This is a genomic window from Arthrobacter sp. SLBN-53, assembly GCF_006715585.1.
GTDB classification, from domain to species: domain Bacteria; phylum Actinomycetota; class Actinomycetes; order Mycobacteriales; family Mycobacteriaceae; genus Mycobacterium; species Mycobacterium neoaurum_A.
In genome coordinates, this window is the sequence record NZ_VFNN01000001.1 from 3,511,161 (window position 1) to 3,525,236 (window position 14,076).

A 14,076-nucleotide genomic window follows, 5' to 3' on the forward strand; every position below is an offset into this window, starting at 1 on the left:
GTGACTACTCCGGGTCGGGCAACGGGTTGTGCTTCAACTCGTCGGCAACCAGGCTCTCCTGCACATTCTGTTCCCGGTAGGCGAGCTGGCCGACCCGATTGGCGACCACGGGCGCGGTGAAGAGTGTGAACAGCCCCGCCAGGATGATCATGCCGACATCGGGATGTCCCCGCAGCTGCACCGCCGCACCGGCCAGCACCAGCAGCAGACCGAGCACCTGTGGCTTGCTCGCGGCATGCATGCGGGTCAACGTGTCCGGGAAGCGCACCACCCCGATTGCGGCGGTCAACGCCAGCCCAGACCCGCTGAGGATGAGAACCGCGGTGATGACATCGGCGATGGTCATGAAGCTCTCCGCTCATCCGGATCGCGGTCGGGCACGCGGAATCGGGCCACACTCACCGAACCGACAAAACTGATCAGTGCCAACGCCGTCAGACTGTAGGTGACGGTACTGTCCAGACTGAACGCCGCCCAGGTGCCGATGCCGCACATCGACACCGCCACAAAGGCATCCAATGCCACCAGCCGGTCCAGCGTGGTGGGTCCGGCGAGCAACCGGTAGACGGTGATGGCGGCGGCCGCCGAGAGCATGACCGCCGCAGCGATCCATACGATGTGCATCAACCGTCCTCCTTCGACGCGGAAGGTTGCCAGTCCGTGTCCCGCTCGAACGCCGCCACCATGAGTCGCTGCAGGGTCTCGGCCTGCCGGTAGAAGGCCGCGACAGCCTTCTCCGACCCGACATCCAGGACATGCAGGTAGACCATCCGGCGCTTCTGATCGATCTCCAGGACCACCGAACCGGGGATCAGGGTGAGGATGCCTGCGGCGAGGGCGAGCACCAGATCGGACTTGACGGCAAGGTGGACGCGCAATACCGCGGTCGCCGGTGGTGGTCCCGGTCGGATGGCCAGCCAGGCCACCTGGAACGAGGACACCACCAATTTGACGATGACATAAAGGATCAGGCGTACCAAGGACAGTGGCCGGACCCGCCCCTCGACGGGCACCCGCGGCAGCGGCAGCAGCAGGGTGATCACCAGGGCGACCGCCAAGCCACCCAGGATGTTCGCGGCGGAGAACGTGCCCCACAGCAGCACCCACACCAGCGTCAGCCAGCACAGCGTCCAGATACGTAAGGTGACCTTTCTCATTGCAACACCGCCGAGATGTATTGCTCGCGATCGAGTATCTGTTCGCCGGCTCGCTCGCTGTAGGCATAGATCGGTCCGGCGAACACCGTGAGCGCCAACCCCACCGCGATCAGTGCTCCGGTGGGCAACAGCATTCCCAGCGGCATCCTGCCGACATCGTTGCGATCGGCGAAGGCAATATCGTCGTCATCGTCGATCAAGGCCGCGGGCACCGTGTTGGACAGCTCACCGTCCGGCGCGTCGGCGCGGGCCCGCCAGAACGCCTTGGTCCACACCCGTGTCACCGCGTAGAGCGTCAGCAGGCTGGTGGCCACACTGCCGCCGACCAGGACCCAGGCCAGCGTCGTGCCGGACTGGGCGCCGGCCTCCAGTAGCGCCACTTTCCCGATGAACCCGGAAAACGGCGGAATACCACCTAGATTCAGGGCCGGGACCACGAAGATGAACGCCAGCAGGGGGCTGGCCGCCGCCAATCCGCCGAGGCGCTGCAGCGTCGACGCGCCGGCCTGGCGTTCGATCAGACCGACGACCAGGAACAGGGTGGTCTGCACGACGATGTGGTGCGCGACGTAGTAGACGGCGCCCGACATGCCGAGGGCGTTGCCGAGGGCGACCCCGAAGATCATGTACCCGATATGGCTGACCAGGGTGAACGACAACAACCGCTTGATGTCGTTCTGTGCGATCGCGCCGAGGATGCCGACCACCATGGTCAACAGCGCCGCGACGAGCAGGACATCGTCGAGACCGCCGTCGGGGAACAGCAGGGAATGCGCCCGGATGATGGCGTAGACACCGACTTTGGTCAGCAAGCCGGCGAACACCGCCGTGACCGGCGCGGGCGCGGTCGGGTACGAGTCGGGCAACCAGGCCGACAGCGGGAACACCGCCGCCTTGATGCCGAACGCGACCAGCAGCACCGCGAACAACGCCGTGCGGGTACCGGCGGGCACATCGGTCAGCCGGACCGCGACCTCGGCCATGTTCAGGGTGCCGGTCGCCGCGTACACCAGCGCGATGCCGGTCAGGAAGATCAGCGAGGACACCATCGACACCATCACGTAGGCGATACCGGCACGCACGCGTTCGGCGCTGCCGCCGATGGTCAGCAGCACGAAGCTGGCTGCCAGCAGCACCTCGAAACCGACGAACAGGTTGAAAAGGTCACCGGCCAGGAAGGCCGTGCACACACCCGCGGACAGGATCAGGTAGGTGGGCTGGAAGATCGAAACCGGTTGGCGTTCATCACCGTCGCTGATGCCCTGCCCGATGGCGTAGAACACGACCGCCAGCAGGACGATCGAGGACACCACGAGCATCAGCACCGAGAGACGGTCGGCCACCAGCGTGATGCCCAACGGGCCCATGCCCGGTTCGCTCTGGCCCCACCCGCCGACCTGGACGGCGACGGTGCCGTCACGGTCGACCAGATAGAGCAGCAGGGCGCACACCGCCACGACGGTCGACAGCGCGGTCAGCGAAATCAGTTGCTGAATACGGGGGCTGCGGCCGGCGACCATGGCGATGGCCGCGGCGATGGTGGGAATCAGCACCGGCAGGGGGGTGAGGATCTGCGCGAGGGCCATCAGCGGGATCCCTCCGCGCCCGGCAGGGCGTCGAGTTCGTCGGGTGCGTCGGTATCGCGCGAGGGCACCACATCCGGGATGTCACGGTCCACGACATCCTCGTCGGCGCGTTCGGCGACCCTGGTGTCCTCGGGATCGTTGCTGACCTCTTCGACGGTGGTCAGCTGATACGAGCGGTAGGCGAGGGCCAACACGAAGGCCGCGACACCCATGGCGATCACGATGGCCGTCAGGATCATGCCCTGGGCCAGCGGATCGGCATCGGTCTGCGCGCCGTTGCTGGTGCGCCCGTACACCGGCGGATTGCCCGACGGGCCACCGACATTGAGGATCAGCAGGTTGACGGCATTGCCGATCAGCAGCAGCCCCAACAGCATCCGGGTCAGGGTGCGTTCCAGGAGCAGGTAGACACCGGTGCTGGTGAGCCCGCCGATCAGGATCAGAGGAACGAGGTAGGTGGTCATTTCTGCACCCTTTCCGCATCGACCCGGGCGCCGAGGCTGCGCAGGATGTCCAGAACCAGACCCACCACGATCAGATAGACACCGATGTCGAAGAACAACGCGGTGACGAGCTTGATGTCCCCGAGCACCGGTATGTCCAGATAGAGCACCGCCGAGGAGAGCACCGGGGCGCCGAGCGCCAGTGAGGTGATCGCCGTGCCCGCCGACATCAGCAGCCCGGCGCCGAGGATCTTGCCGGCATCCAGCGGCAGCGTCTCGCCGAGTTCGTAACGGCCACCGGCCAGATAGCGCAGCACCAGGGCCAGCCCGGCGGTCAGGCCGCCGGCGAAGCCACCGCCGGGAGTGTTGTGTCCGGCGAAGAACAGATACACCGAGAGCACCATGATGAGCGGGAAGATGATCCGGGTGGCGACCTCCAGGACCAGCGACCGATGCCGCGGGTCGCGCAGCTCGCTGCCCCGCAGCCAGGTGACATCACCGGCCGCCGGACTGTAGGCGGTCACCAACCCGATGTCGGGCTGGCCCGCGACGCTGGGTTTGGCCTGCGAAACGCGGGGGGCCGCACCGAAGCGCCTGTTGCGGAACACCATCGAGGCCACCCCGGTCGCCGCGACGACCAGTACGGAGATCTCGCCCATGGTGTCCCAGGCGCGGATGTCGACGAGCAACACGTTGACCGTGTTGGCGCCGTGCCCGCGGTAGTAGGCGGCGTCGGGCAGTAGCGCCGCGATGGGTCGCGTATCGCGCGCGGCCATGGCGAACACCGCCAGCGTCGTCACCGCCGCGCCGACCGCCGCCGACAACACCGCTCGTGGCGCGCGGCTGCGGGTGACGTTGGACCGATCGGCCTCGGCGGGCAGCGTGCGCAGCACCAGCACGAAGATCACCAGCAGCAGCGTCTCGACCAGGAACTGCGTCAGCGCCAGATCGGGCGCGCCGTGCAGGGCGAAGATGGCACCGCAGCCGTAACCGGTGACGCCGACCAGCAGCACCGCGGCCAACCGGTTGCGCATCACCGTCGCGCCCAGCGCGGCCGCCAGGATGACCGCGCCGATCACCACCTGCAGAGGGGAATCCCACAGCGCCATCTCGGGCCGGTTGCGGGCACCCAGGGCCAACATGACCAGCGGCAACACCACCAGGGTGCACAGGATGACGGACTGGGTGGCCGGCAACGAACCGCGCTGGGTCTGCGCGGTCACCCGCACCGCGAGCAGGTCGAGCCCGCGCATCACGTCGTCATAGATGCGGTCGGCGTTGCCCAGCGGGGTGAAACCGGTGCGCGCGCGAGGCAGTCGCCGGCGGCCGAAGAACACCGCCGCGCCGGTCACCAAGATGAACACCGACAACAACAGGGGAACACCGAACCCGTGCCACAGCGCCAGGTAGTAGTCCGAACCGCCGGGGATGGTCTTGGCGTAATCGTCGAGCACCGCGTCGATACCCGAGGGCCACAAGCCGAACACCAGGCCTGCGGCGGCAAGGACCGCCGGCGGCAACAGGAACGTCACCGGCGGCCGGTGCATCTCGGTGACCCGGACGCTGGGTTCGGCGGTGCCCTTGTCGGCGAACGCGCCCCACAGGAAGCGCAGCGTGTACATGGTGGTGAACACCGAACCGAACACGATGCCGGCGAGCACGAACGGTGCGGCGCCGCCGAGAACCTCGCTGTGCAGCACCGTCTCCAGATCCGCCTCTTTGGCGATGAAGCCGAAGAACGGCGGTAACGCGGCCATGCTCGCGCTGGCTCCGGTCGCGATGATCAGCAAGGGGCGATGTGCCCGCCCCAGCCCGGCGAGTTTGCGGATATCGCGGGTACCGGTGGCATGGTCGATGATGCCGACCACCATGAACAGCGCCGCCTTGAACATCGCGTGCGCGCAGAGCATGGCCAGCCCGGCCAGCATCATGTCCGGACCGCCGGTGCCGACCATGACGGTGATCAGACCGAGCTGGCTGACGGTGCCGAAGGCCAGGATGAGCTTGAGGTCGTATTCGCGGATGGCGCGCCAGCCGGCCAACAGCATGGTCAGCAGTCCGAGCCCGACCACCATCGGCCGCCAGAAGGCGGTGTCGGCGAAACCGGGGGTGAGCCGGGCAACCAGGTAGACACCGGCCTTGACCATGGCCGCGGCGTGCAGATAAGCGCTCACCGGTGTCGGCGCCGCCATGGCGCCGGGCAACCAGAAGTGCAACGGCAAGATCGCCGACTTCGACAGCGCGCCGACGAGGATAAGCGCGATGCCGACGCTGGCGGCAAGGCCGGTCGGCGGGGCGGCGATCAGTTCGGAGAGCAGATAGGTCCCCGACATCTCACCGAGGACGACGATGCCGACCAGCATGGCCAGGCCACCGAATGTCGTCACCAACAGCGCCTGGGTGGCGGCGCGCCGGCTGGTGGCGCGTTCGGCATAGTGCCCGACCAGCAGGAAGGACAACACCGTCGTGGTTTCCCAGAAGATGTAGAGCAGCAGCATGTTGTCGCTGACCACCAGGCCGAACATCGCGCCGGAGAAGGCGACGAGCTCGGCGGCGAAACTGGGCAGCCGTTTCTCGATGCGGCCCTCGTGATGGTGGAAGTACTCCGCGCAGTAGAAGAGGACGAGCGCACCGATGGACAGCACCAGCACGCTCATGATCGCGGCCAGCGAGTCGAACCGCAGCGTGATGTCCATCGACAGCAGCGGCAGCCACGGGATGTGCACGGTCGGCACGTGCTCGGCGGTGGGCCAGTTCAGGCCGACCCAGATGAGCGACAGCAGTGGAACCAACGCCAGCGGGTAGAACGCGAGGCGCCCCCAGCGGGCCACCAGAAGGGGCGCCACCGCGGTGGCGATGACGTGGGCGAGCAAAACGACGAGCATGGCACTCCGATCGGGTTGGGTCGGGGTGTCAGTGACCGATGAGCACCCGAAGAGGGCGCAGCGGCGAGTATGACCGTTGGTACGAACTCATTCTACGTGCACGGTTTTGAGTTCATCGAACCCAGCCTGAACGGTCAGTGGCCGTCTGCGAAAGCCCGTAGAGAATCGACCTGTTCCGGATCGAGCGACGGCCGCACGTTCTCGCGGGCGGCAGCCACGTCGGCTGCGGTGACGTCGGCGGCGTCGATCGATCGCCGCATCGCGGTCAGTGCGGCCTCGCGCAACAGGGCGACGCAATCGGCCGCGCTGTAGCCGTCGAGATCGTCGGCCAGGGTGTCCAGGTCGACCTCGGGGGACAGCGGTATGGACTTGCCCGCGGTCTTGAGGATATCGCGGCGCGCGTCGGCGTCGGGCGGCTCGACGAACACCAGGCGCTCGAGCCGGCCCGGTCGCAACAGCGCCGGGTCGATCAGGTCCGGTCGGTTTGTGGCACCGAGCACGACGACATCACGTAACGGCTCGATACCGTCCAGCTCGGTCAACAGCGCGGCCACCACCCGGTCGGTCACCCCGGAATCGTGGCTCTGCCCGCGCCGCGGCGCCAGCGCGTCGATCTCGTCGAGGAACACCAGCGACGGTGCCGAATCGCGGGCCCGGCGGAACAGTTCGCGCACCGCCTTCTCCGATGATCCGACCCACTTGTCCATCAGCTCGGCACCCTTGACCGCATGCACGGACAACCGGCCCGAGCTGGCCAGCGCGCGCACCACGAAGGTCTTACCGCACCCGGGCGGGCCGAAGAGCAGGACACCGCGCGGGGGCTCGACGCCGAGCCGGGCGAAGGTGTCCGGATGCTGCAGTGGCCACAGCACCGCCTCGGTGAGCGCCTGCTTGGTGGCGACCATATCGCCGACGTCCTCGAGGGTGACCGACCCGACCACCACCTCCTCGGTGGCCGACCGCGACAGTGGGCGGATCACCGAGAGTGCCCCGGAGATATCGTCCTGGGCCAGTGCGGGCGGCGAGTTGTCGGTGCTGGCCCGCGCGGCGGCTCGCAGCGCCGCCTCCCGGATCAACGCGGCAAGATCGGCCACCACGAAGCCCGGGGTGCGCTCGGCGATGGTGTCCAGATCGAGATCGGCGGCGGGTACCCCGCGCAGCAACACCTCCAACAGGGCCTTGCGGGTCGCGGTGTCGGGCAGGCTCAGCCCGAGTTCGCGATCGCAGAGATCCGGGGCGCGCAGCCGTGCGTCGACGTTGTCCGGGACCGCGGAAGTGGCGATGAAGGCAACACCCTTGGTGGCCACCGCCTTCCGCAATTCGGTGAGGATCAGCGTCGCGACCGGTTCCGGTGCGGTCGGTAACAGGGCGTCGATATCGGTGATCAGCAGCACGCCGCCGGACTGCACGGAGGCCACGGCCGCGGTGACGCTGGCAAGCCGGTCGTCGGCGGCCAGGGCGCCGACCTCCGGACCGTCGAGTTCGACGAGTGCGCGTTCGGCGCACACCGAGCGCACCAGGGTGGCCTTGCCGACTCCGGCCGGTCCGGATACCAGAACACCGAGATGGGCTGTGGCACCGAGCTTTTCGAGCAGTTCGGGTTGGTCGAGGGCGAGCTTGAGCCACTCGGCGAGCTTGCCGGCCTGGGTGTGGGCACCCTTGAGGTCATCGCGCGGGACGGCGGGTTCGGCGGGTGTCTGGCTGGGCTGCGGTGCGACCGACAGGGTGCCATCGCCCCAGCTGACGTTCGAATTGGGTTGCACGCTCACCGTTCCCGCGGGGTCGACACCGGTGACGGTCAGCAGTTCGGAGGTCCAGGTGATACCGACCGAGGTGGTCAACGCGGTCGTCGCGGCCGAGGTCGAGGTGCCCGGACCAAGGTCGCGGGGCAGCAGCGACACCGTATCGCCGACGGTCAGCACTTTGCCGAGCAGCGCCATCCGCAACGTCGCGGAGCTCACCGACTGGGTGGCCAGCCGGGAACCGGTCAGGGTCACCGCGCGGGCACCGTGCACCGTCACCGGGGCCACCACGACGCCGGTGTCCTCGCGCAACCCCGCATTGGACAACGTCACATCGTCGAGCAATGCGACCCCGGCCGGGGTGCCCGCCGGGGCGATCCCCACGACGGCGGCGGTGCTGCGCGACCCCAACAGCGAGACCGCGTCCCATTCGCGGATCCCGAGCGCGGCAATGGCCTCCGGGTGCAGGCGCACCACACCGCGGCGGCTGTCGGAGGCCGACGTGTTCAGCCGGGCGGTGAGCGTCAAGCTCATGGGCGGCCCGGCGGCTTGCGCAGGCCCAGCCGCGACATCGACCGCCGGTGCGGTTGTGCCCGCCGGATCTCGCGGCGCTGGGCCCGGCGCTCCCTGGGCATCGCGTCCCAGGCCTCCGGACGGGCGGCCACCCAGCGCTGGCTGCGCACGGTGAACGGAATGATCAGCACGTAGCCGATGATGATCAGCAGCACCAGCACGTAGGGGAAGAGCAGCAGGGCGGCGGCGGCCGCGGCGATCGCGATGAGCAGGATCGGGGCGGCGTTCGGAGGCATCGACATCGACTTGAGCGCCAGCGTCGGCACCCGGCTGACCAACAGCGCGGCGTTCGCGGCGAACCACAGACAGACGAACCACGGTGCGGTCCACCATCCGTCGCCGAACTGCAGCATGGCCGCCAACGGCCCGATCACACCGACCGCGCCACACGGCGCGGGCATCCCGGTGAAGTACTGCCGGGTGTAGGCGGGCTTGGAGGTGTCGTCGAGCAGCGCGTTGAAGCGCGCCAGCCGCAGCACGATGCAGACCGCGTAGAGCAGCGCGAAGATCCAGCCCACGGGCGAGGTCGGCAACAACGTCACATAGACGACCAGCGCGGGCGCGACACCGAAGTTCACCGCATCGGCCAGCGAGTCGATCTCGGCACCCATCCGCGACTGGGCATCCAGCGCGCGGGCGATACCGCCGTCGATACCGTCGAGGACCGCGGCCGCGCCGATGAGCGCCAGCGCGATATGCGGTTGGCCGTCGAGCGCGAATTTGATGGACGTCAGGCCGCAGCAGATCGCCAGCACGGTCGTCGCGCTTGGCAGGATCTTCATCGCCGCCGGCCGCTGCTTGGTGGGCATCAGGGCAGCTCGGCCAGGATCGTCTCGCCGCCGATGGCGCGCTGTCCGGCCTCGACCAGGATCCGTGAGCCCCGCGGGAAGTACGTGTCCAGCCGGGAGCCGAACCGGATCAGTCCGTAGGTCTCACCCAGTTCCAGGGTGTCGCCGGTCTTGGCGGTGCACACGATCCGGCGGGCCACGAGGCCGGCGATCTGCACGGCGACGATGTCGACATCCTCGGGGGTGCGGATCCACAGGCTGTTGCGTTCGTTGTCCGCGCTCGCTTCGTCCTTGTCGGCCGACAGGAACTTGCCGGGCCGATGGACAACGCCCATCACCCGCCCGGCGATCGGCGCCCGCTGCACATGGGCGTCGAAGATGGACAGGAAGATGCTGATCCGGGCCATCGGGGTGTCCCCGAGACCGAGTTCGGCAGGCGGGACGGCGGTGTCCAGCAACGTCACCAGACCGTCGGCGGGTGCCACGACGGCACCCGGCCTGCTCGGCGGCACCCGCGGCGGGTGCCGGAAGAACAGTGCACAGAAGCCGGCCAGTCCGAGCCCGGTGTTGCGCAGCCAGCGGCGGTTCTTGCCGGCGGCCGCCACGCCGAGACCCCCGGCGATGAACGGGAGGCCGGCCGGATGCAGCGGCGGGACGGTGGAACGGACCAATTCGACGAAGCGTTGGGCTTCTGAGCTGTGGTCATCGGGTGAACGCGCAGGTCTGGCCATGTTGGCTCCCGATTCTACGTTGATTTTCGGGTGGGTCAGCAGCCGGACAGGTCCCACACGTCCAACTGCGTGCCCGCGGCCAGCTGATCGACATCGGCCGGGATATCGAGCAGACAGTTGGCCGAGGCCAGCCATCGCAGGTGATGTGAGGCCGGCGGTCCGTAGCTGGTGACGGTGGTCCCGGCCAGGACGCCGCGACGGAACTGCCGCTTGCCGCGCGGTGAAGTCAACCCCTCGGTGAGGGTGGCGCGTACGCGTGGCCGGTCGGGGAACAGCCCCATGGCCGCACGCAGCGGTGGACGCACGAACACCTCGAAGGACACCAGGGCGCTGACCGGGTTACCGGGCAGCGTGACGATCGGGACATCTCCGACCCGCCCGCAGCCCTGGGGCATCCCGGGTTGCATCGCCACCTTGGTGAACTCGACCTGCCCGCCGAGGGCGTCCTTGACCACCTCGTACGCGCCGGCGCTCACGCCACCGGTGGTGATGATCAGATCGGCATCGGCATCGGCGGCGTGCTCGTCGAGGGCGGCGCGGAAGGCAGCCGGGTCGTCGCGCACCATCGGCGCGGTGATCGCCTCGGCGCCCGCCTCGCGGACCGCGGCCGAGAGCATGACGGCATTTGACTCGTAGATCTGCCCGGGTTCCAGCGCGGCGCCGGGGGCAACCAGTTCCGAACCGGTCGACATCACCAGCACGCGCAGCCGCGGCAGGGTGCTCACCCGGTCCAGCCCAAGTGCGGCCACCAACCCCAGCGCCGCCGGGGTCAGCAGCTGGCCGGTGCGCAACACCGCGGTCCCCGCCGCGACATCCTCCCCGGCGCGGCGGATGTGCTGTCCCGCGACGGTGGCCCGCCGGATCGCGACCTGCGTCGCGGTGGTGGTGAAATCGGCGTCGGTGCCCTCCACCGGCACCACGGTGGTCGCACCGGCCGGCAGCGGGGCGCCGGTCATGATCCGCTGGGCGGTGCCGGGTAGCAACGGGCGGGTATCGGTGCGGCCGGCCGGGATGTCGTCGACGACGGGAAGGGTCACCGGTGTCGCGTCCCCGGCGGTGGCGATGTCGGTGTCGAGCACCGCGAAACCGTCCATCGCCGAGTTGTCGAATCCGGGCAGCGAGATCGCGGCCACCACGTCCTCGGCCAACACCAGACCCAACGCCGCCGCGGTGGGGACCGCGACCGCCGCCCGGGGCCGGATCAGCTCACCGACGATGTGCTGATGCTCCTCGACCGACCGCATCAGAGGTCGATGCGCACGTCGGTCAGCTCCTCGGATACCTGCCACAGTCGTCGGGCCACCGCCGCGTCGTGGGACTGCTCGCTGGAGGTCACCAGCTGCGGGTGCCCCACCAGCCCGAACGAGGCGATCGGGAAGGCGGGACCGTAGTACTGGCCACCGCGCACCGCGGGGTCGGTGGCCGCGCGCAGCGTCGCCAGCGCACCCACCAGCGGCGAGTTGGTGACCAGGCCGGTGAGCGCGCCGACGCCGGGCAACGAGCTGCCCGGGGTGTGCCGCATCAGTTCGGTGTTGGAGATGCCGGGGTGCGCGGCGACCGAGAGGGTCGTCTTGCCGGCCAGCCGCCGGTTGAGTTCGTAGCTGAACATCAGGTTGGCCAGTTTGGACTGGCCGTAGGCCGCCACCCTGTTGTAGGGGCGGTGCTCCCACTGCAGGTCGTCGAAGTCGATCTCGGCCTGGATCCGGTGGGCGATGCTGGCTACCGCGACGATGCGTGAGTTGTCCGTGGCCAGAACGTTTTCCAGCAGCAGTCCGGTGAGGGCGAAGTGCCCGAGGTGGTTGGTGCCGAACTGCAACTCGAACCCGTCGGCGGTGGTCTGCTTGGGCGGGTACATCACCCCGGCGTTGTTGATCAGCAGATCGATGCGCGGATGGTCGGTCTTGATGCGCTCGGCGGCAGTGCGGACCGACTGCAGCGAGCCCAGATCCAACTCGAGCACCTGCAGATCGGCCTTCGGGGCGGCCGCCCGGATCTTCGCGGCGGCCTGGTCGCCCTTGGCGGTGTCGCGCACGGCGATGACGACGCGCGCGCCGCGGCCGGCCAGCACCCTGGCGGTCTCGTAGCCGAGCCCGGTGTTGGCGCCCGTCACGATCGCCGTGCGGCCGGACTGGTCGGGAACGTTCGATTCGGTCCATTTCTGGCTCATGACCTAGAACATACGTTTCCGAGCGTCCGGCCTCGAGCGCGGCGACTTACTTGCGCAGGTTGCGGTAGGCCTGGCCGATGCGGTCGACGACCTCGGGGTGCCAGATGACCTCGCGGTAGGCCAAGGTCTCGTAGGTCAGCGCGGCGATGGGGTCCATCGCCGGTGCGCGCAATGCCATTTCCTTGTTGTTCATCGCCGACGCGGTGGTGGTGGCGGCGATGGAGCGGGCCAATGCGGTCGCCGCCTCGACCGCCTGTCCGGCGGGCACCATGCGGTCCAGTAGTCCGATGCGCAGCGCCTCGGCGGCATCGATGCGGTCGCCGGAGAACGTCAGCAGCTTGGCCTGGCTGAGGCCGACGATCTTCCACAGCGGTGAGAAGTACGGGGTCAGCCCCATCTTGATCTGGGGGTAGCCCATGATCACGTCGTCGGAGCCGATCCGGATATCGGCGAAGACGGCGATATCGCAGCCGCCGCCAAGGGCGGGACCCGCGACGGCGGCGATCGTCGGCTTGGCGTAGTCGAGCAGGGTGCCATAGGCGCGCATACAGGCGTCGGAGTACTTGACCCGCGTTTCCCCGGTGAAGCCGGACTGCAGTTGCAGGTCCAGTCCCGCGCAGAAGACCTTGTCGCCGCCGGTGATGACCACGCAGGCCACCTCGTCATCGGTGCGCCAGTCGTCGAGGCAGTCGCTCATGTCGGCCATCAGCTCGAGGCTGAGCGCGTTGCGCCGGTCGACGCGGTCGAAGGTGATGGTGCCGACACCGTCGGTGATATCGGTCTTGATCTGGGTGTAGTCGCTCATCGGGATTGGTCCTTTCAGGGGTTCAGAGGCCGAGATCGCGGCCGATGATCTCTTTCATGATTTCGGTGGTGCCGCCGTAGATGGTCTGGATGCGTGCGTCGGCAAAGGCCCTGCTGACCGGGTACTCGCGCATGTAGCCGTAACCGCCGTGCAGTTGTAGGCAACGGTCGGCGACGCGAACCTGCAGCTCGGTGGTCCACCATTTCGCCTTGGCGGCCCGCGCGGCGCTGAGTTGGTTCTCGGCGTGCAGGCTGACGCAATGGTCGACATAGACGCGGGCGATGTCGATCTCGGTGGCCAGTTCGGCCAGCAGGAACCTGCTGTTCTGAAAGGCGCCGATCGTGCGGCCGAATGCCGTTCGCTCGCTGACATATTCGAGAGTACGTGCCAGTACTCCTTCCGCCGAGGCGACGGCGGTGATCGCCAGGGACAGGCGTTCCTGCGGCAGGTTGTGCATCAATTGGTAGAACCCGGAGCCCTCGTCACCGAGCAGGTTGGCCGCGGGCACCCGCACATCGCTGAAGCTGAGTTCACTGGTGTCCTGACCGTGCAGGCCCAGCTTGGCCAGATTGCGCCCCTTGGTGAATCCGGGTGTGCCGTCTTCGACGACGAACAGGGACAGTCCCTTGTGCCTGTCGTCGCTGGTGCGTGCGGCGACGATCACGAGATCGCAGTTCTGGCCGTTGGAGATGAAGGTCTTGGCGCCGTTGATGACGTAGTGCGCACCGTCGCGCACCGCACGGGTGCGGATGCCGGACAGGTCACTGCCCGCGCCGGGTTCGGTCATCGCGATGGCGCCGATCAGTGATCCGTCGGTGAGCCCGGGCAGCCAGCGCTGTTTCTGTTCCTCGTTGGTCAGCTCGGTGAAATAGGGCCCCAGAACGTCGTTTTGCAGGGCGATGCCCAGGCCCGCCGAGGCGTAGCCGGACCGGCCGAACTCCTCGTCGAGGACCGCGTTGAACCGGAAGTCCGGCACCCCCGCACCCCCGAACCTCTCGGGGGTGGCGAACATCAGCAGGCCCTGTGCGCCGGCGGCGGTGAACAGCGACCGGTCGACCTTCTTCTCCTCTTCCCAGCGTTCGAAGTTCGGGGCGACGACGGTGTCGATGAAACCGCGCACGGTGGCACGGAACTGCTCGTGGTCCGCGGCGAACACGGTGCGCGGGGCGGTATCGGAAACGGTCTTCACGAAGGATTCC

At 68.3% G+C, this 14,076-nt stretch carries 13 protein-coding genes; all 13 read right to left on the reverse strand.

The annotated features are described in order from the left end of the window. Positions 1-4 precede the first annotated feature (4 nt). The 13 genes from mnhG to FBY28_RS16850 all read right to left on the reverse strand — a co-directional run bounded on the left by mnhG (position 5) and on the right by FBY28_RS16850 (position 14,066). Positions 5-346, reverse strand: a complete 342-nt coding sequence (gene mnhG / locus FBY28_RS16790) for a monovalent cation/H(+) antiporter subunit G (protein WP_019513729.1) — start codon at positions 344-346, stop codon at positions 5-7. Next, positions 343-624, reverse strand: a complete 282-nt coding sequence (locus tag FBY28_RS16795) for a monovalent cation/H+ antiporter complex subunit F (RefSeq protein ID WP_019513730.1) — start codon at positions 622-624, stop codon at positions 343-345. The genes mnhG and FBY28_RS16795 overlap by 4 nt, the downstream gene beginning before the upstream one ends. Next, complete coding sequence (locus FBY28_RS16800) at positions 624-1,157, reverse strand: Na+/H+ antiporter subunit E (protein ID WP_141868572.1); 534 nt, start codon at positions 1,155-1,157, stop codon at positions 624-626. Before FBY28_RS16800 ends, FBY28_RS16795 begins: the two co-directional genes overlap by 1 nt. Continuing rightward, positions 1,154-2,743, reverse strand: coding sequence for a Na+/H+ antiporter subunit D (locus FBY28_RS16805; RefSeq protein WP_141868574.1), 1,590 nt, complete (start codon positions 2,741-2,743; stop codon positions 1,154-1,156). Before FBY28_RS16805 ends, FBY28_RS16800 begins: the two co-directional genes overlap by 4 nt. Continuing rightward, entirely contained in the window at positions 2,743-3,207 is a 465-nt protein-coding gene (locus tag FBY28_RS16810) for a Na(+)/H(+) antiporter subunit C (RefSeq protein WP_019513733.1), read from the reverse strand. Before FBY28_RS16810 ends, FBY28_RS16805 begins: the two co-directional genes overlap by 1 nt. Further along, entirely contained in the window at positions 3,204-6,071 is a 2,868-nt protein-coding gene (locus FBY28_RS16815) for a Na+/H+ antiporter subunit A (RefSeq protein ID WP_141868576.1), read from the reverse strand. Before FBY28_RS16815 ends, FBY28_RS16810 begins: the two co-directional genes overlap by 4 nt. A gap of 134 nt (positions 6,072-6,205) precedes the next feature. After that, positions 6,206-8,347: an AAA family ATPase gene (locus FBY28_RS16820; RefSeq protein WP_141868578.1), complete on the reverse strand. Its 2,142-nt coding sequence runs from the start codon at positions 8,345-8,347 to the stop codon at positions 6,206-6,208. After that, positions 8,344-9,195, reverse strand: a complete 852-nt coding sequence (locus tag FBY28_RS16825; RefSeq protein ID WP_141868579.1) for a CDP-alcohol phosphatidyltransferase family protein — start codon at positions 9,193-9,195, stop codon at positions 8,344-8,346. The genes FBY28_RS16820 and FBY28_RS16825 overlap by 4 nt, the downstream gene beginning before the upstream one ends. Further along, positions 9,195-9,905, reverse strand: coding sequence for a phosphatidylserine decarboxylase (locus FBY28_RS16830; RefSeq protein ID WP_141868580.1), 711 nt, complete (start codon positions 9,903-9,905; stop codon positions 9,195-9,197). Before FBY28_RS16830 ends, FBY28_RS16825 begins: the two co-directional genes overlap by 1 nt. A gap of 35 nt (positions 9,906-9,940) precedes the next feature. Then, a complete protein-coding gene (moeA, locus tag FBY28_RS16835) occupies positions 9,941-11,149 on the reverse strand; it encodes a molybdopterin molybdotransferase MoeA (RefSeq protein WP_141868581.1) in 1,209 nt (402 codons plus the stop codon). Next, positions 11,149-12,072 carry an SDR family NAD(P)-dependent oxidoreductase gene (locus FBY28_RS16840; protein ID WP_141868582.1) on the reverse strand — a complete coding sequence of 308 codons (924 nt, stop codon included), beginning with the start codon at positions 12,070-12,072 and terminating at the stop codon, positions 11,149-11,151. Before FBY28_RS16840 ends, moeA begins: the two co-directional genes overlap by 1 nt. Positions 12,073-12,118: 46 nt before the next feature. Further along, a complete protein-coding gene (locus tag FBY28_RS16845) occupies positions 12,119-12,877 on the reverse strand; it encodes an enoyl-CoA hydratase/isomerase family protein (protein ID WP_141868583.1) in 759 nt (252 codons plus the stop codon). A gap of 22 nt (positions 12,878-12,899) precedes the next feature. Further along, positions 12,900-14,066 carry an acyl-CoA dehydrogenase family protein gene (locus FBY28_RS16850; protein ID WP_141868584.1) on the reverse strand — a complete coding sequence of 389 codons (1,167 nt, stop codon included), beginning with the start codon at positions 14,064-14,066 and terminating at the stop codon, positions 12,900-12,902. Positions 14,067-14,076: the final 10 nt, after the last annotated feature.